Here is a 17,448-nt window from a genome sequence, read left to right on the forward strand (position 1 = left end):
GGCGCGAAGCGGCAGTAAATCCATCACATGCGGTGTATCTCTCATACCGTGTTTGCAGGTTTTACGACGGGTCCGCCGATCGCGGGACAAGCCTCGCTCCTACAGAGTTTCCCGCGGCGTCATGTCATGCGGGTGCTTCCAGGACACCGATATGCCCAGATTTCTCTACCGCCTCATTCTCGCGCTGTGTCTGTCGCTGCCGTTGGCAGCCCATGCAAGCGACGCCGGTGACTTTGTCGCGGCCGAATCCTCGCAACGCGCCGAACTGCTGGAAACCTGGGCCGCTCGGCCCGATCCGGCGCGCGTTGAATTGTTGATTGCCCTGCAGGAAGGCCGTGTCGCCGCTGACAGCAGCAATCGCGCGTTCATCCAGAGTGGCGATACCTTCACGGCGGTCGACCCCAATGCCCCGGCGCTGGCCGACGCCCCGAACCCTGACGAACCTGAGACGATCAGCCTGAACAACCGCCTGCGCGGTCTGGTTGAAACCGCGCTGGCCAGTCACCAATTGCTTGCGGCAGACGCGAAATTGCGTCTGGCCGCAGCGCTGACTCTGCAAAAAAGTGCACGTCCGGCGCAGCTTCCACTGCTGATGCAACAAGTCGCCAGCGAGAAGGACGATGCAGTGCATGCGGCACTGACCCTTGCGCTGGCGAACCTGCAGCTGGTCGACACCAGCCCGACGGTACGCTTGGCCGCAGTGCGCCTGTTGGGTGAAACCGGCGATCCGCTGGCCCGCACGCGGCTGGAAAACCTGCTGGAACCCAATGTCGAAACCGATCCTACGGTGCGACTGGCGGCAGAAACCAGTCTGGCCCAGGTGAAGCGCAAACTGATGATCGGCGAGATTCTCGGCCAGGCGTTCAGCGGCATGTCGCTGGGCTCGATCCTGCTCCTCGCGGCACTGGGTCTGGCCATTACGTTCGGTCTGCTGGGCGTGATCAACATGGCTCACGGCGAGATGCTGATGCTTGGGGCCTACGCCACTTACGTCGTGCAGATCATGTTCCAGCGATATGCGCCCGGCGCGATCGAGTTCTATCCGCTGGTGGCGCTGCCGGTCGCGTTCTTCGTGACCGCGTGCATCGGCATGGCGCTGGAGCGCACGGTCATCCGTCACCTGTACGGCCGCCCGCTGGAAACCTTGCTGGCAACGTGGGGCATCAGCCTAATGCTGATTCAGCTGATCCGCGTGGTGTTCGGCGCACAGAACGTTGAGGTGGCGAACCCGCAATGGCTGTCCGGCGGGATTCAAGTGCTGCCGAATCTGGTGCTGCCGTACAACCGGATCATCATTATCGGCTTCGCGCTGTTCGTGGTGCTGCTGACCTGGCTGCTACTGAACAAGACGCGCCTGGGCCTGAACGTCCGGGCCGTGACCCAGAACCGCAACATGGCCGCCTGCTGCGGCGTGCCGACCGGACGCATCGACATGATGGCGTTCGGGCTTGGCTCCGGCATCGCAGGTCTGGGCGGCGTGGCCCTGAGCCAGATCGGTAACGTCGGCCCGGATCTCGGCCAGAGTTACATCATCGACTCGTTCCTGGTGGTGGTGCTCGGCGGCGTCGGTCAACTGGCCGGCAGCGTGACGGCGGCCTTCGGCCTGGGCATCGCCAACAAGATTCTCGAACCGCAGATCGGTGCGGTACTGGGCAAGATCCTGATCCTGGCGCTGATCATTCTGTTCATTCAGAAACGTCCGCAAGGCCTCTTCGCACTCAAAGGACGGGTGATCGACTGATGAACCAGCCAATGATGGTCACCGCCGCGCAACGCGCTGGCACCAAAGTCACGATTTCAGTGGGCGTGGTCATCCTCGCCCTGCTGATCGCCCTGCCGCTGCTGTCGCTGCTGCCCGAAAGCAACCCGCTGCAAGTCTCGGCCTACACGCTGACGCTGGTGGGCAAGATCCTCTGTTACGCCATCGTTGCCCTCGCGCTGGATCTGGTCTGGGGTTACGCGGGTTTGCTGTCGCTGGGGCACGGGCTGTTTTTCGCGCTGGGCGGCTACGCCATGGGCATGTACCTGATGCGTGAAGCGTCGGGCGACAGTCTGCCTGCGTTCATGACCTTTCTGTCGTGGACCGAACTGCCGTGGTACTGGGTCGGCACTCAGCATTTCCTCTGGGCCATGTGCCTGGTGGTGCTGGCGCCAGGCCTGCTGGCGCTGGTGTTCGGTTTCTTCGCCTTCCGCTCGCGCATTAAGGGCGTGTATTTCTCGATCATGACCCAGGCGCTGACCTTCGCTGGCATGTTGCTGTTCTTCCGCAACGAGACCGGTTTTGGTGGCAACAACGGTTTCACCAACTTCCGCAGCATTCTGGGCTTCAGCATCACGTCCCAAGGCACTCGCGCCGTGTTGTTCCTGCTCACGGTGGCATTGCTGGCGGGCAGTCTGTTCGTAGGCTGGAAGCTGGCGCGCAGCAAGTTCGGCCGCGTGCTGACGGCCGTGCGCGACGCCGAGAACCGCTTGATGTTCTGCGGCTACGACCCGCGTGGCTTCAAGCTGTTCATCTGGGTTTTGAGCGCGGTGTTGTGCGGCCTGGCGGGCGCGCTTTACGTGCCGCAAGTCGGCATCATCAACCCGAGCGAGATGTCGCCCACCAACTCCATCGAGGCGGCGGTCTGGGTGGCGCTGGGCGGACGCGGCACGTTGATCGGGCCGCTGCTGGGCGCAGGTCTGGTCAATGGCATGAAAAGCTGGTTCACCGTGGCGTTCCCAGAATACTGGCTGTTCTTCCTCGGCGCGCTGTTCATCGTCGTGACGTTGTACCTGCCCAAAGGCGTTATCGGCCTGATCAAGAAAAGGGGCGAGCAATGAAAAGCACTCCGACCCCGGCATTCGATCCGGTGCTGGACCCTAACAGCGACGCCGGCACCAGTCGCGATGCCATCGGGCTGGGTCAGGTCGCAGGCCCGGGCCTGAACACTCGTCACGGCACCATCCTGACGCTGGAGAACATCAGCGTCAGCTTCGATGGCTTCAAAGCGCTCAACGATCTGCATTTGTACATCGGTGTCGGTGAGCTGCGCTGCATCATCGGGCCCAACGGTGCGGGCAAGACCACGCTGATGGACGTGATCACCGGCAAGACGCGCCCAAGCCACGGCACCGCGTGGTTCGGCGAGACGCTGGACCTGACGAAGATGAGCGAAGTGGAAATCGCTCAGGCGGGGATTGGCCGCAAGTTCCAGAAACCGACCGTGTTCGAGGCGCTGAGCGTGTTCGAGAATCTGGAACTGGCGCAGAAAACCGATAAATCGGTGTGGGCCAGTCTGCGGGCAAGGCTCAACGGTGAACAGCGCGACCGCATCAACGAAGTGCTGGAAACCATCCGCCTGACCGCGTCGGTCTCGCGCCCGGCAGGTCTGTTGTCCCACGGCCAGAAGCAGTTTCTGGAGATCGGCATGCTGCTGGTTCAGGACCCGCAGTTGCTGCTGCTCGACGAGCCGGTGGCGGGCATGACCGATGCCGAGACCGAATTCACCGCCGAGCTGTTCAAGACACTGGCGGGCAAGCATTCGCTGATGGTCGTCGAGCACGACATGGGCTTTGTCGGCACTATCGCTGACCACGTCACTGTGCTGCACCAGGGCAGCGTGCTGGCCGAGGGGTCGCTTGAAGAAGTGCAGGCCGATGAGCGAGTGATCGAGGTTTATCTCGGCCGGTGAGTGACAACACGGATGATCGTTCCCACGCTCCGCGTGGGAATGCATCCGCTGACGCTCCGCGTCAGAGAGGGGACGCAGAGCGTCCATTGCGGCATTCCCACGCAGAGCGTGGGAACGATCATCAAGTTTCTGGGTAACAAGCCATGCTCCAGATCGAAAAGCTTCACCAGTACTACGGCGGCAGCCACATCCTGCGCGGTCTGTCTTTTGACGTGAAGATCGGTGAGGTCACGTGCCTGCTGGGCCGAAACGGCGTAGGCAAGACCACGCTGCTCAAGGTGTTGATGGGCCTGCTGCCCGCCAAGGAAGGCGTGGTGCAATGGGAAGGCAAGCCGATTACCGGTTTCAAGCCGCATCAGCGCGTGCAGTCGGGCATTGCCTACGTGCCGCAAGGGCGTGAAATCTTCGGTCGCCTGACCGTCGAGGAAAACCTGCTGATGGGCCTGTCGCGCTTTCCCGGCTCCGAAGCCAAGGAAGTCCCGGCGTTCATCTACGAACTGTTTCCAGTGCTCTTGCAGATGAAACAACGCCGTGGCGGCGACCTATCAGGGGGTCAGCAACAGCAGCTGGCGATTGGTCGCGCACTGGCCAGCCGCCCGCGCTTGCTGATTCTCGATGAGCCCACCGAAGGGATTCAGCCATCGGTCATCAAGGAAATCGGCGCCGTGATCAAGAAACTGGCTGCCCGGGGCGACATGGCCATTCTATTGGTCGAACAGTTCTACGACTTCGCCGCTGAGCTGGCCGATCAGTACATCGTCATGTCCCGGGGCGAAATCATTCAGCAAGGCCGCGGCGAAAACATGGAGGCCGAAGGCGTGCGTGGTCTGGTCACCATTTGACGCGCCGATCGGATAAGGTAGACGCCCGCTAAATCGATAATGAACTCATGAATCTTCCTGCCCACACCGCGCTGTTCACTCCCAGCTGGCATGCCGAGTTGCAGCTGGGCTATGGGCGCTTCGGCGACAGCACGCGACCTGTTCAGCGTCGTCACAAAGGTCCGCTTCGGGTGCAGAAACACCTGTACGCCGAAGGTCCAGAAGTCTGTCAGCACATCATCGTCCACCCGCCCGGAGGCATTGCCGGTGGCGACCGTCTGGACATCAGCGCCAGCGTCGGCGCCAATGCCTGGGCGCAACTGACCAGCCCGGGCGCTGCCAAGTGGTATCGCGCAGCGGGCCCGGCGTATCAACAACTGAACATCCGTGTGGCCACGGGCGCGACGCTGGAATGGCTGCCGCAGGAGACGATCGTTTTCAGTCAGGCCAAGGCCGAACTTACGACGCAGATCGATCTTGAGGGCGATGCCCGTCTGCTTTACTGGGACGTGGTTGCACTGGGACGCCCGGCCAGCGGCGAGCGCTTCGATCAGGGCCACTTCCAGGCGCATCTGGATATTCGCCGCGACGGCAAGTTGCTGTGGCACGAGCGCCAGCGCATCACCGGCGACGATGGACTGCTGGACTCTCCCGTCGGCCTGGGCGGTAAACCCGTGTTCGCGACGCTGATCGTGACTGGCGAAATCGATACTGAATTGATGGAGCGTTGCCGCGCGCTGGCTGAACATTCGCCAGTACGCGGTGACTTGAGCCAGTTGCCGGGCTTGATCGTTGCTCGCTGCCTGGCCGACGAAGCCCTGCATGCGCGGGCCTGGCTGATCGAACTATGGAAACTGCTGCGCCCTGCCCTGTTGGGTCGGGAGGCGGTGGCACCGAGGATTTGGAGTACGTAACGACACCGTTCCCTTGTAGGAGTGTGGCTTGTCCCACGATCTGCCGGGGACCGGCAGCAAGCCCGGAAAGCGCGGTGTGTCAGACATACCCGGCCAGTAGGAATTACGATTGCTTCGCAACCGATCGCGGGACAAGCCACGCTCCTACAGAGGTCGCAGCGCTTTCATTTATTTGGTTTTGAAACGGAAAACAACATGGACCTGACTCCACGCGAAAAAGACAAGATGCTGATCTTCACCGCAGGCCTGGTCGCCGAGCGGCGGCTGGCACGGGGTCTGAAGCTCAATTACCCGGAAGCGATGGCGTTCATTTCCGCAGCCCTCCTGGAAGGCGCGCGCGATGGCCAGACCGTTGCCGAACTGATGCACTACGGCACCACGCTGCTGACCCGCGAGCAAGTAATGGACGGCATCCCTGAAATGATCCCGGAAATTCAGGTGGAAGCGACTTTCCCGGACGGTACCAAACTGGTCACCGTGCACCAACCGATTGCCTGATACGTCTCTGGAACAAGTGAAAACGAACATGACTTATACGATTCGTGACGCACTGCTGACTGACATGCCTGCCGTGCTGGACATCTACAACGACGCCGTTCTCAACACCACCGCGATCTGGAACGAGCAGCCCGTGGACCTGGCCAATCGCGAGGCCTGGTTCGCCGCGCGTCAGGCCCAGGCTTACCCGATTCTGGTCGCTATAGATGGCCTTCAACAGGTAGTGGGTTACTCGTCATTCGGCGACTGGCGCCCCTTCGAAGGCTTTCGCCACACCGTCGAACATTCGGTGTACGTGCGCGCCGACCAACGGGGTAAAGGATTGGGTCCGCTGCTGATGAGTGCACTGATCGAACGGGCGCGTGCCTGCAACAAACACATGATGGTCGCCGCCATCGAAAGCGGGAATGCAGCGTCGATCGTCCTGCACGAGCGCCAGGGTTTCATCACCACCGGCCAGATGCCGCAGGTCGGTACCAAGTTCGGGCGCTGGCTGGACCTGACTTTCATGCAGCTGGACCTGTCGCCGGGTGCGTCCGCCCCGCCATCGCAGGCCCCTTCAAACACCTGATCCGTTCCCCTCTGAAAGGACTTCTGCTCATGAACGCCGCTCAGCTACGACGTGTCACCAGTGAAAGCTTTGCGCATTATCGCCACGGCCTCGTGGCGCTGTTACTGGACGCAGTGCATCACGGCGCGTCAGTCGGTTTCATGGCTGACCTGAGCGCCGACGAGGCCTACGGCTGGTGGGAGGGCATCAAAACAGAGGTGGAACAAGGCAAGGTACTGATGTGGGTAGTGGTGCAGGAAGAGCAGGTCCTGGCCACGGTGCAACTGGCCCTCTGTCAAAAGGCCAATGGCCTGAACCGCGCCGAAGTGCAGAAACTGCTCGTGCTCCATCACGCGCGCCGTCGAGGGCTGGCGACGCAACTGATGCACGCTGTCGAGCAGGCCGCGCAGCAGCACCAGCGCGGCCTGTTGTATCTGGACACCCTCGCGGGTTCGCCTGCGGAAGACTTCTATCGCGCGCTGGGTTACGAACTGTCCGGCAAACTCCCGGACTACGCCTGCAATCCGGACGGCGACTATCACGCTACCGCCATTTACTACAAGTTACTGTCGAGGAAGAGCGCATGATTCCAGGTGAATACCAGATCCGGCCCGGCGAGATCGAGCTCAACGCCGGACGCCGGACAATCACCCTCAGCGTGGCCAACAGCGGCGACCGGCCGATCCAGGTTGGCTCGCATTTCCATTTTTTCGAAACCAACGACGCGCTGACTTTCGACCGCGCGGCCAGTCGCGGCATGCGCCTGAACATTCCCGCCGGCACCGCCGTGCGCTTCGAGCCGGGTCAGGCGCGCGAGGTCGAGCTGGTGGACCTGGCCGGATTGAGGCGGGTTTTCGGTTTTGCCGGACGCGTGATGGGGAATCTCTGATCTTCGTCCTCTGAACTGACGTCATCGCGAGCAAGCTCACTCCTACAAGTCACATAACGCCCTGTAGGAGTGAGGTGGCTCGCGATAGGCCGCGCTGCGGTCATCCAGAACACATCTAAGGATGCAGCATGAAAATTTCCAGACAAGCCTACGCCGACATGTTCGGCCCTACCGTCGGCGACCGTGTGCGTCTGGCGGACACTGACCTGTGGATCGAGGTCGAGCAGGACTTCACTGTCTATGGCGAAGAAGTCAAATTCGGCGGCGGCAAAGTCATTCGTGACGGCATGGGCCAAGGCCAGTTACTCGCCGCCGAAGTGGTCGACACGTTGATCACCAACGCGCTGATCGTCGATCACTGGGGCATCGTCAAAGCTGACGTGGGCCTCAAGGACGGCCGCATCGCTGCAATTGGCAAAGCGGGCAACCCGGATATACAGCCGGACGTCACGATCGCCATTGGCGCATCAACCGAAGTCATCGCTGGCGAAGGCATGATCCTCACCGCTGGCGGCGTCGACACGCACATCCACTTCATCTGCCCGCAGCAAATCGAAGAAGCGCTGATGAGTGGCGTGACCACGATGATCGGCGGCGGCACGGGGCCGGCAACCGGCACCAATGCAACGACCGTGACGCCCGGACCGTGGCACATGAAACGCATGCTGCAGGCCGCCGAAGCCTTCCCGATGAACATCGGCTTCACCGGCAAGGGCAATGTCAGCCTGCCGGAACCGTTGATCGAGCAAGTGAAAGCCGGCGCCATCGGCCTCAAACTCCACGAAGACTGGGGCACGACGCCTGCGGCCATCGATAACTGCCTGAGTGTTGCCGATCAATACGATGTTCAGGTGGCGATTCACACCGACACCCTGAACGAGTCCGGCTTCGTCGAAACCACTCTTGGCGCGTTCAAGAATCGCACCATCCACACCTATCACACCGAAGGCGCCGGTGGCGGTCACGCGCCGGACATCATCAAGGCCTGCGGCTTCCCCAACGTGCTGCCGAGTTCGACCAACCCGACCCGGCCGTTCACCCGCAACACCATCGACGAACACCTGGACATGCTGATGGTCTGCCATCACCTGGACCCGAGCATCGCCGAGGACGTGGCCTTCGCCGAGAGCCGCATCCGTCGGGAAACCATTGCCGCCGAAGACATCCTTCACGACCTGGGCGCGTTCTCGATGCTCAGCTCTGACAGTCAGGCCATGGGCCGCGTCGGCGAGGTGATCATGCGCACCTGGCAGACCGCTGACAAAATGAAGCGCCAGCGCGGGCCGCTGCCGGGCGACGGCGAAGGCAACGACAACTTCCGCGCCAAGCGCTACATCGCCAAATACACGATCAACCCGGCGATCACCCACGGCATCAGTCACGAGGTGGGCTCGATCGAAGTCGGTAAATGGGCCGACCTGGTGCTCTGGCGCCCGGCGTTCTTCGGCGTCAAACCGACGCTAATCCTCAAAGGGGGTTCCATCGCCGCCAGTTTGATGGGCGATGCCAACGCGTCGATCCCGACACCTCAACCCGTCCACTACCGCCCGATGTTCGCCAGTTACGGCAGCTCGCTGCACGCCAGCAGCATCACCTTCATCAGCCAGGCGGCAATGGACGCAGGCGTTCCCGAGCAACTGGGCCTGAAGAAACAGATCGGCGTGGTCAAAGGCTGCCGCAGCGTCACCAAGGCGGACCTGATCCACAACGATTATCTGCCCAGGATCGACGTCGATCCGCAGACCTACCAGGTCAAGGCAGATGGCGTGTTGCTGTGGTGTGAGCCTGCCGACGTACTGCCGATGGCGCAGCGGTACTTTCTGTTCTGACCGGCTGTTCTGACCGACGGCGGAGGAGACGTAGCGCGTCTCCTCTACTCCAGCTTTTTATCGATTTTTTTCTTGATGTCTTCTTTGATGTAACCGCCTATCACCTCTTCTATCTGCAACAGGAGAAGGGTGGGAGCCGACTGAACGTCGTAGCGAGTAGCAATCTCCTTGTTAGCTGCGAAATTCACCTCGAAGAACTTCAGCCCTACCTTCTCCTTATAATCTGCAGCGAGCTCCGTCAGGACATCGCTCATCCGTTCGCTGGCTTTCTTCTTCTCGTCACCACTGGCTTTGACCCCATTGGTAAACAGCACCACGGAAACCGCGCCACCTTGGGTGATAAAGGGTGATAGCCACACATTCTGGTCAAAATTTTCGTCAGTTAATGTCGTCACGTCCATGATCAGTTCCTCGCTGCCAAGCCATTGGTAATCTCCGTTTGCACAACATCCATGCTTGTATCTGGACTAATCGTCCTGCCTGCCACTGCCTCGGGCACGCTGTGCGGTTTAACCGTAAGCCTGTAGGAACGCTCCGTCTACTGTCAGAAATGACAGTACCCCAGGCGAAAACCCGTTGTTCTTGCTGGCACAACATCACGCCGGGATGGACCGGCCTTTCCCTGCGCCATACCAGCTACGACGACCTGCCAAAGATCGACGTCGATCCGCAGGCCTGTCAGGTCAAGGCCGACGGCGTGCTGTTGTGGGGTAGGCGGGCAGGCGTGCTGCCGATGGCGCAGCGGTATTTCCTGTTCCAACGCGCACCCCTCAGCAGTTTGGCTCGCCGGCGGCAGCGATCCCGAGAACGCCCCGCTGGCAAGCCGTGCTGCTACAGCGTGTTGCGCTGGTCATTAAATCCGTTGTACTTCCTGCAACAACATGGCGTTAAGATGGCCGCCTCGCCCCTCATCGCCCCACCAGCAAGGTAGTCCCCCATGCGTCTTTCCGATTTCATTGTTGGGAACGTGGACCGTATCGTCGACGAATGGGAAACGTTTGCCGCAACGCTGACGCCGGCTGCCGATTCGATGAGCTCGGTGGAGCTGCGCGACCACGCCAAGGCGATCCTGCTTGCTGCGGCGCGGGACATGAATACCGCGCAGACCCAGGCCGAACAGATCGCCAAGGCTCAGGGAGAGGACGTCGGCAAGTCGCCCACGCTGGATCAGGCAGCCGCCAGTCATGGCGAGCTTCGTCACACGGTCGGTTTTGATCTGGTGCAGATGACTTCCGAGTTCCGGCACTTGCGTGCCACCGTGATTCGCTTCTGGGTTGAAAGCCTGGGCGCTCCGCAGATCAGCCACTTTTCTGACATGATCCGGTTCAACGAGGCCATCGACGAAGCGTTGGCCGAATCCACTGCGGCCTATGCCGATCGCGTCACCCGCTCTCGGGACATCTTTCTCGCGATTCTCGGTCACGACCTGCGCGCGCCCCTGCAGGCTATCAGCATGTCGTCGGAAATTCTGATGCGCAAAGCCGGTTTGAGCGATGCCGATATGGCCTATGTGACCCGGATCAAGAGCAGCAGCCGGCACATGGCAACAATGGTCAGCGACTTGCTGGAGTTCGTCCGCAGCCGACTGGGCGTGTCTTTGCCCATCGAGCGAAAGCCGATGGAGATGACCGTGGCCTGCCGCGACGCCATCGATGAAGCCAGCGCAGGGCATCCTGGCTGCGATCCTGATTTCACCAGCAGTGGCGACACTCAGGGCGACTGGGACCGTTCACGGATCGATCAGATGCTGCGGAACCTGATCGGCAATGCCCTGCAACACGGCGCCTCGACCCATAAGATCACCGTGTCCTTGGTGGGCAGCGAAAGCCACGTCAGCCTTTCCGTGCATAACGACGGTGAACCCATTGCTCAAGAGGCGATCGGCAGCATTTTCGATCCGCTGGTGCGCTCACTCAACGAAGAAGCTGGCACCCGCAACCCCTCCACCAGCCTGGGGTTGGGGTTGTACATCGTCAAGGAAGTGGTCAACGCTCATAACGGCAGCATCACCGTGACCTCGAACTTCGGCGACGGGACCACGTTTATGGTGGTGTTACCGAAGAGAGCCTGATCTGGAAAACGCGCACTCCCGCGCCGCATAACCCAGGGTGCATCGCGCTCGACCTGTAGGACCGGCTTCAGCCGGGAAAGCGCAGGGCGTCACGCCGCAAATATGATGGTGCGCCAAACGGCCCCTTCCCGGCTGAAGCCGGTCCTACACCGCATTTCCCGCGTACAACCGCGGTCCTGCGCTGCGTAACCCAGGTGCACCCCGCTCGACCTGTAGGACCGGCTTCAGCCGGGAAAGCGCAGGGAGTCACGCCGCAAATATGATGGTGCGCCAAACGGCCGCTTCCCGGCTGAAGCCGGTCCTACACCGCATTTCCCGCGTACAACCGCGGTCCTGCGCTGCGCAACCCAGGGTGCACCGCGCTCAACCTGTAGGACCGACTTCAGGACAAGAGCAGAACGCCTCAGCCTTCCAGAAACCGTCCCAGTCGCTGCTTGAGCATGCGGTTTTCGGCGCGCACCTGTTCGAGCTGGTCCAACAGATTCAACGCCAGCGCCACCCCGTCCCATTCCATTTTCAGATCGTTGTGAAGCTTGACCGCGCGCTTGGCGACCGACAACGAATAGGTGTCGAACACCCAATCGTCCGGTCGCTGTCCCTGGGGCTCGAGAATGCCGTGCTCGACAATCTCGATGACGAAGGCGGCCGGCAAATCGACCACCTGACAGAATTCCTGCATGTCTACGACCAGGGTATCGCTCATGATCAGCTACTCCAGTGAGCCCTCGGATCGAATGCGGCCTTGTCGGCCAGCTTCTCCCAAAGGGCTTTGGTGGCGTCATCGGTGGACTTGGGCATGACGATCTTCAACTGCGCAAACAGATCGCCGCGCTGGCCCTGCTTATTCAACAGACCGTTACCTTTGACCCGCAGTCGCTGGCCGCTCTGGCTGTCCGGACGAATGGTCAGGTTGATCTTGCCTGTCAGCGTCGGCACCGCCACTTTCGCGCCCAACGCCGCTTCCCACGGCGCCAGTGGCACCGTGATGATCAGATCATGGCCTTCGACATCGAATTTGGGGTGCGGCGCCAGTCGGATGGTCAGGTACAAGTCACCGTTCTCACCACCCGCGATGCCCGGTGCACCCTGGCCCTTGAGCCGGATGCGCTCGCCATCGGTGACGCCGGCCGGGATCTTCACGTTCAGGGTCTTGGTGATATCGGCCATCCGCTGACCATTGGCACTGTGCTGCGGCACCTTGAAGCTGACCTGCTTGGACTCGGTCGACAGCGTTTCCTCAAGAAATATAGCCAGTTCCATTTCCACGTCTTGCCCTCTACGGCCGGTGCTGCGCGTACGCCCGCCCTGTTGCCCACGATTGCCGAAGATCGAGCTGAAGAAATCGGAAAAGTCTCCGCCCTCGAAACCGCCGCTGTTGAATCCGCCGCCTGCGGCGCCGCGCCCCTGCCACCCCGGAGGCGGCTGGAACCGGCCCTGCTGGCCGTATTTGCGGATGTCGTCGTATTCGGCGCGCTTTTCAGGGTCGCTCAGCGCTTCATAAGCCTCGGACGCTTCTTTGAATTTGTCTTCCGCGCCAGGCTCTTTGCTGACATCGGGGTGATATTTGCGCGCGAGCTTGCGATAGGCGGTCTTGATAGTTTTCTCGTCCGCGGTCGGCTCAACGCCCAATATCTTGTAATAGTCTTTGAAGTCCATCTAACGGTCACCCATTCCGGAGTATCCAGCACAGTTGCCTACCGCGTTACCAGATGAGAACGCTGGTCGCGCTGAATGTTGCAAGGTTATCGGCACACGGCCTCACGTGCTTGAAACAAGTTTCAAACCGGGCCGAATGCAATGAAGAGTTGCCTGCAAGATTGGGGGTGCCGGCCCCTGATTCAAGCCGTCGTTGTGAAATAGACGCCCGATGCGCGAAAAACCGACGTCGCGCCCTACGAATCCGTCGCACACTCGCATACACTGCGCGGCCGTTTTTTTGACCGGAACGCAGAACATGAGCACCTCATCCCCAGCCCGTGCCCTTGGCATCGACTTCGGCACCTCCAACTCCACGGTCGGCTGGCTGCGCCCAGGAGCGGAAACGCTGATCGCGCTGGAGGACGACAAGATCACCTTGCCTTCGGTGGTGTTCTTCAATATGGAGGAGCGTCGCCCCGTCTATGGCCGGCTGGCCCTGCAAGAATACCTGGAAGGGTACGAAGGCCGTCTGATGCGCTCGCTCAAGAGTTTGCTCGGTTCCAAGCTGATCAAGCACGACACCAGCGTGCTGGGCACCGCGATGCCGTTCAAGGACTTGCTCGGGCTGTTCATCGGCGAGCTGAAAAAGCGCGCGGAAGCGGCAGCCGGTCAGTCGTTCGAGCACGTGGTACTGGGTCGCCCGGTGCATTTTGTCGATGACGACGCTGCGGCCGATCAGGAAGCCCAGGACACCCTGGCCGAGGTCGCACGCAAGATCGGCTTCAAGGAGGTCTCGTTTCAGTTCGAGCCTATTGCGGCTGCCTTCGACTATGAGTCGACGCTTGAGCGTGAAGAGCTCGTGCTGATCGTCGACATCGGCGGGGGTACGTCGGACTTCTCGCTGGTACGCCTGTCCCCGCAGCGTCGGCTGGTCGATGACCGCCAGAGCGATATCCTGGCCACCGGCGGCGTGCACATCGGCGGGACCGATTTCGACAAGCAACTGAGCCTGCAAGGCGTAATGCCGCTGTTCGGTTACGGCAGCCGGATGAAAAGCGGCGCCTACATGCCTACCAGTACACACATCAACCTGGCGACCTGGCACACCATCAACTCGGTCTATTCGCAGAAGTCGCAGCTGGCGCTGGGTAGCATGCGCTATGACATCGAGGACACGCTGGGCATCGATCGCCTGTTCAAACTGATCGAACAGCGCGCCGGGCACTGGCTGGCGATGGAAGTGGAAGAGACCAAGATTCAGCTCACCCACGCTGCCAATCGCGTCGTGCCGATGGACCGCATCGAAACCGGCCTGAACGTCGATTTGACCCGCGAGCTGTTCGAGTCATCCATCGATGCGTTGCTGGAGCGTGTGCGCGAGAGCGTCACCCGCCTGCTGAGCGACGCAGGGGTGGGTGTGACGGATGTCGACACGGTGTTCTTCACCGGCGGTTCGAGCGGCATTCCGGCGCTGCGCAACAGCGTGTCGGCCATGCTGCCCAACGCCCGACATGTCGAAGGCAATATCTTCGGCAGCATCGGCAGCGGCCTGGCGATCGAAGCGAAGAAACGTTATGGCTGAGATGTGCACGGAACCGTAGGAGCGCGCTTGCCCGCGAAGAGGCCTGAACAGGCGACATGGATGTCGTCTGACAGAACCCGATCGCGGGCAAGCGCGCTCCTACAGGCAGTGTTTTCCTGCAGTCAGACCAGCTCGGCCTTGCGCAACTCGCTTTTCAGATACGCGTAATAGATCGGCCCGGCCACCACGCCCGGCAGGCCGAACGCTGCTTCGAATATCAACATCGCCAGCAGCAACTCCCACGACTTGGCGCTGATCTGCCCGCCGACGATCCGTGCGTTGAGGAAATACTCGACCTTGTGGATCACGATCAGGTAACCCAGCGCCGCGAGCGCGACCCAGATGGACAGCGACATGCCGACGATGAAAATCAGCGTGTTGGACATCAGGTTGCCCACCACGGGCAGCAGCCCGAGCAGGAAGGTGAGGACAATCAGCGTCTTGGTCAGCGGCAGGTGCACGCCGCACAACGGCAGGATCACTGCCAGGAAAACCGACGTGAACGCGGTGTTGAGCAGCGATATCTTGATCTGTGCAAAAACGATGTTGCGAAACGCCTGGCTCAGCAGGTGCAAACGCTCGAACAGCGCGGCGGCCAGCGGCTTGCGTTTGGTGACATCGGGAATGCGTTGCAGCGCGATGATTGCCCCCAGCACCATGCCGATCAGCAGGGTGACGAACATGTGCGCAGCGCCCTTGCCCAGCAACTGCAACTCGCCGATGTGCTTGGTCAGCCAGGCACTGAGCGACACCTGAAATTCGGTGGCGCTGGCGGGCAGGTAATTGTCGATGAAGGGCGGCAACTGACCGCGTGCGCGATCAACCAGAATCATGAATTTGTCCAGCGAAGCGCCCGGATTCTCGGCTTCGTGCAGCACGAAACTGATCGCACCGGCAAACAGCAACGCCAGCACACTGACCACCAGCGTGCCCAGCAACGCCACTGCCAGCCAACGCGCCCGTTCGCCGGCGATCAGACGTTGCAGTTGTGGGGTGAGCATGTCGACCAGTTCATAAACCAGCAAACCGGCGAGAAGGCTGGGCAGGAGTTTGAGCGGTAACACCAGCAGCAGACCACCGAACACCAGGATGCAACTGGCCAGATACACATGACGCGGCGAAAACGTTGGCATACAGCCTCAAAACGAGCGGCTTGAAAAGATGGGCAGTCTGCCAGCCTTCCCGGTCGAGAACCAGCGTCGAGACGCGTCGTTAGTCGCGCGGGCTGTCATGCAGCGACCTCCGGACGCGACTTCCTTCGCCATCGGCCAATGCGGGCATCACACCCGCATCGGTTTCGTTGCCGCCAGGCGAATGCATTCGCTCTCTCAGCCCCTGTACCGTGGCGATGATCGGGTGACAAATGCGTCACTTTTTCTTCAGGCAATCGCTCATGAAAGCCTTGCGCTCATCGCCCTTCAACGCCTGTGTCGACGCAGTGGCGTTGCAGGTTTTCATCTTTTCCTGCTGAGTCGCGGCGGGCGCTGGCGCGGCCTTCAGGCAGGTACTCATGAAGGCCTTGCGTTCGTCGCCTTTCAACGATTTGGCCGTCGCATCAGCGTTGCAGGTGGTCATCTTCTGCTGTTGCGCGGTGGCGGCATAACCTTGAGCACACATCAGCAAGCCCATGACCAGCAATGGAGCACGCAGTATTTTCATCGACTTTCTCCAGGACCGCCGCGCCCCGCGCAGCTTTCTGAGCAGTGTAGTCAAAAATGTTGCGGTATATTTCATGCAATCCGCACCCTGGACTGGACGCCCGTTGTGACAAGCCGATAATGGCGCCTCATTCAACTCGCGGCGCCGCCATGCAATACCTTTATCCACTGCTCACGGTCATGATCTGGGCAGGCAATAACGTCATTACCAAAGCAGCCGCAGGTCGAATATTCCCTGCGGAGATCGGATTTTATCGCTGGGTGCTGGCCGGTTTGCTGTTCACCCCGTTCCTTCTCGGACCCGTGCTGCGCAATCGCGCGAAGATCAAACCGGTGATCGGCAAGATCGCGATTCTCGGCGTGCTGGGCATGGCGATCTATCAGAGCCTGGCGTACTACGCCGCGAATATCACCACGGCCACCAACATGGGGATCATCTTGTCCCTGGTACCCGTCATGACGCTGGGCATGTCGATCGCCACGCTCGGCACGGCACTGACGGCCGGGGCTTTGATCGGCGCGATCGTCTCGTTTGCAGGCGTTTTGCTGGTGGTTTCTCAGGGAAGTTGGGGCGTACTGATCGCCCACGGCGTGAATCTGGGTGATCTGATGATGCTGATCGCGACCCTCGCCTACGCAACCTACAGCACGCTGCTGAAGAAATGGCAGCTGCGCTTGCCGCCGCTGCAGCTGCTTTACCTGCAGATACTGGTGGCCATCGTCGCGCTGTTTCCACTGTTTGCGCTGTCGCCAAAAACCGGGCTCAACCCCAGCAACATTCCGCTGGTGCTATATGCGTGCATCCCGACATCAATGGTGGCGCCGTTCCTGTGGATGAAGGCCATCGGCATTCTGGGCCCGAGCCGCACGACACTGTTCTTCAACCTGGTGCCGATCCTCACCGCGCTGGTCGCGGCGCTGGCGTTGGGCGAGCAACTGGCGTCGTATCACTTCATTGGCGGAGCACTGACGCTTGGCGGCGTGATCCTGGCGGAACGCTGGACCACGCCATTGCGCAAAGCCCATCCGCAGCGCTGACTGATCAGGCTTCGTCGGCGCTGCCGGCGGCGTGAATCGAGACGTCGGTGATCCCCGCCACGTGCGGAAGGTCAACGCGCGGATTACCTGCATCCAGTGGATCGTCGTCCACCGCAACGTGGTGCTTGTGCGCCAGCTCGTGGACCACCGCAATGATGGGCACATCCAGGTTGTCGATCACATCGACATGATGTTCGCCCGCCAGTGTGTATTCGATTTCGTACGTTTCTCTTTCGCTCATCGCCTCACTTCCTTAGCGATCCCTGATGGATCGACTGATCACGAACAA

At 60.9% G+C, this 17,448-nt stretch carries 19 protein-coding genes and 1 pseudogene; 14 read left to right on the forward strand and 6 right to left on the reverse strand.

Translation table 11 applies throughout. The features are described from left to right. The first annotated feature begins 151 nt into the window (after positions 1–151). The 10 genes from urtB (at position 152) to ureC (ending at position 9,172) form a co-directional block, all read left to right on the forward strand. Positions 152–1,741: an urea ABC transporter permease subunit UrtB gene (gene urtB, locus BMZ10_RS17365; RefSeq protein WP_093464896.1), complete on the forward strand. Its 1,590-nt coding sequence runs from the start codon at positions 152–154 to the stop codon at positions 1,739–1,741. Next, a complete protein-coding gene (urtC, locus tag BMZ10_RS17370) occupies positions 1,741–2,820 on the forward strand; it encodes an urea ABC transporter permease subunit UrtC (RefSeq protein ID WP_093464899.1) in 1,080 nt (359 codons plus the stop codon). The genes urtB and urtC overlap by 1 nt, the downstream gene beginning before the upstream one ends. Beyond that, positions 2,817–3,671 carry an urea ABC transporter ATP-binding protein UrtD gene (urtD, locus tag BMZ10_RS17375; protein ID WP_093464902.1) on the forward strand — a complete coding sequence of 285 codons (855 nt, stop codon included), beginning with the start codon at positions 2,817–2,819 and terminating at the stop codon, positions 3,669–3,671. Before urtC ends, urtD begins: the two co-directional genes overlap by 4 nt. 143 nt (positions 3,672–3,814) lie before the next feature. Further along, on the forward strand, positions 3,815–4,513 hold the full coding sequence (gene urtE / locus BMZ10_RS17380; protein ID WP_093464905.1) for an urea ABC transporter ATP-binding subunit UrtE: 699 nt from the start codon (positions 3,815–3,817) through the stop codon (positions 4,511–4,513). Between the two features lie 47 nt (positions 4,514–4,560). Continuing rightward, positions 4,561–5,406, forward strand: coding sequence for an urease accessory protein UreD (locus BMZ10_RS17385; RefSeq protein ID WP_093464908.1), 846 nt, complete (start codon positions 4,561–4,563; stop codon positions 5,404–5,406). 195 nt (positions 5,407–5,601) lie between these two features. Next, on the forward strand, positions 5,602–5,904 hold the full coding sequence (locus BMZ10_RS17390; RefSeq protein ID WP_093464911.1) for an urease subunit gamma: 303 nt from the start codon (positions 5,602–5,604) through the stop codon (positions 5,902–5,904). A gap of 28 nt (positions 5,905–5,932) precedes the next feature. Continuing rightward, positions 5,933–6,475 carry a GNAT family N-acetyltransferase gene (locus BMZ10_RS17395; RefSeq protein ID WP_093464914.1) on the forward strand — a complete coding sequence of 181 codons (543 nt, stop codon included), beginning with the start codon at positions 5,933–5,935 and terminating at the stop codon, positions 6,473–6,475. 29 nt (positions 6,476–6,504) lie between these two features. Beyond that, positions 6,505–7,041 carry a GNAT family N-acetyltransferase gene (locus tag BMZ10_RS17400; RefSeq protein WP_093464917.1) on the forward strand — a complete coding sequence of 179 codons (537 nt, stop codon included), beginning with the start codon at positions 6,505–6,507 and terminating at the stop codon, positions 7,039–7,041. Beyond that, a complete protein-coding gene (locus tag BMZ10_RS17405) occupies positions 7,038–7,343 on the forward strand; it encodes an urease subunit beta (RefSeq protein ID WP_093464920.1) in 306 nt (101 codons plus the stop codon). The genes BMZ10_RS17400 and BMZ10_RS17405 overlap by 4 nt, the downstream gene beginning before the upstream one ends. A 128-nt stretch (positions 7,344–7,471) precedes the next feature. Continuing rightward, the gene (gene ureC / locus BMZ10_RS17410; RefSeq protein ID WP_093464923.1) at positions 7,472–9,172 is read left to right on the forward strand and encodes an urease subunit alpha; all 1,701 of its coding nucleotides are present in this window, start codon (positions 7,472–7,474) and stop codon (positions 9,170–9,172) included. A gap of 44 nt (positions 9,173–9,216) precedes the next feature. Here the strand turns inward: ureC and BMZ10_RS17415 are convergent, their stop codons facing one another. Then, positions 9,217–9,573 (reverse strand): thioredoxin family protein, encoded by a 357-nt coding sequence (locus tag BMZ10_RS17415; RefSeq protein ID WP_093464927.1) that lies wholly within the window; start codon positions 9,571–9,573, stop codon positions 9,217–9,219. Positions 9,574–9,812: 239 nt separating this feature from the next. Here BMZ10_RS17415 and BMZ10_RS28340 point away from each other — a divergent pair. After that, positions 9,813–9,929: pseudogene (locus BMZ10_RS28340) on the forward strand (hypothetical protein); the annotation flags it as partial. Between the two features lie 180 nt (positions 9,930–10,109). Beyond that, entirely contained in the window at positions 10,110–11,243 is a 1,134-nt protein-coding gene (locus tag BMZ10_RS17420) for a sensor histidine kinase (protein WP_093464930.1), read from the forward strand. Positions 11,244–11,646: 403 nt separating this feature from the next. Here the strand turns inward: BMZ10_RS17420 and BMZ10_RS17425 are convergent, their stop codons facing one another. After that, the gene (locus BMZ10_RS17425) at positions 11,647–11,946 is read right to left on the reverse strand and encodes a chaperone modulator CbpM (RefSeq protein WP_093464933.1); all 300 of its coding nucleotides are present in this window, start codon (positions 11,944–11,946) and stop codon (positions 11,647–11,649) included. A gap of 2 nt (positions 11,947–11,948) precedes the next feature. Beyond that, on the reverse strand, positions 11,949–12,899 hold the full coding sequence (cbpA, locus tag BMZ10_RS17430; RefSeq protein WP_093464936.1) for a curved DNA-binding protein: 951 nt from the start codon (positions 12,897–12,899) through the stop codon (positions 11,949–11,951). Positions 12,900–13,197: 298 nt separating this feature from the next. Between cbpA and BMZ10_RS17435 the strand changes: the two genes are divergently transcribed. Further along, positions 13,198–14,463: an Hsp70 family protein gene (locus tag BMZ10_RS17435; protein WP_093464941.1), complete on the forward strand. Its 1,266-nt coding sequence runs from the start codon at positions 13,198–13,200 to the stop codon at positions 14,461–14,463. Positions 14,464–14,585: 122 nt separating this feature from the next. Here the strand turns inward: BMZ10_RS17435 and BMZ10_RS17440 are convergent, their stop codons facing one another. Both BMZ10_RS17440 and BMZ10_RS17445 read right to left on the reverse strand, forming a co-directional pair. After that, entirely contained in the window at positions 14,586–15,596 is a 1,011-nt protein-coding gene (locus tag BMZ10_RS17440; RefSeq protein WP_093464944.1) for an AI-2E family transporter, read from the reverse strand. Between the two features lie 235 nt (positions 15,597–15,831). Beyond that, positions 15,832–16,122, reverse strand: coding sequence for a PsiF family protein (locus BMZ10_RS17445; protein ID WP_093464947.1), 291 nt, complete (start codon positions 16,120–16,122; stop codon positions 15,832–15,834). Positions 16,123–16,271: 149 nt separating this feature from the next. Here BMZ10_RS17445 and BMZ10_RS17450 point away from each other — a divergent pair, with 149 nt between their 5' ends. Continuing rightward, positions 16,272–17,159, forward strand: a complete 888-nt coding sequence (locus BMZ10_RS17450; protein WP_093465608.1) for a DMT family transporter — start codon at positions 16,272–16,274, stop codon at positions 17,157–17,159. Positions 17,160–17,163: 4 nt separating this feature from the next. Here BMZ10_RS17450 and BMZ10_RS17455 read toward each other — a convergent pair whose 3' ends face one another. Further along, the gene (locus BMZ10_RS17455; protein ID WP_093464950.1) at positions 17,164–17,400 is read right to left on the reverse strand and encodes a hypothetical protein; all 237 of its coding nucleotides are present in this window, start codon (positions 17,398–17,400) and stop codon (positions 17,164–17,166) included. Positions 17,401–17,448 lie beyond the last annotated feature (48 nt).

The sequence above is a fragment of the Pseudomonas sp. NFR16 genome, from assembly GCF_900108875.1.
Taxonomy (GTDB): Bacteria; Pseudomonadota; Gammaproteobacteria; order Pseudomonadales; family Pseudomonadaceae; genus Aquipseudomonas.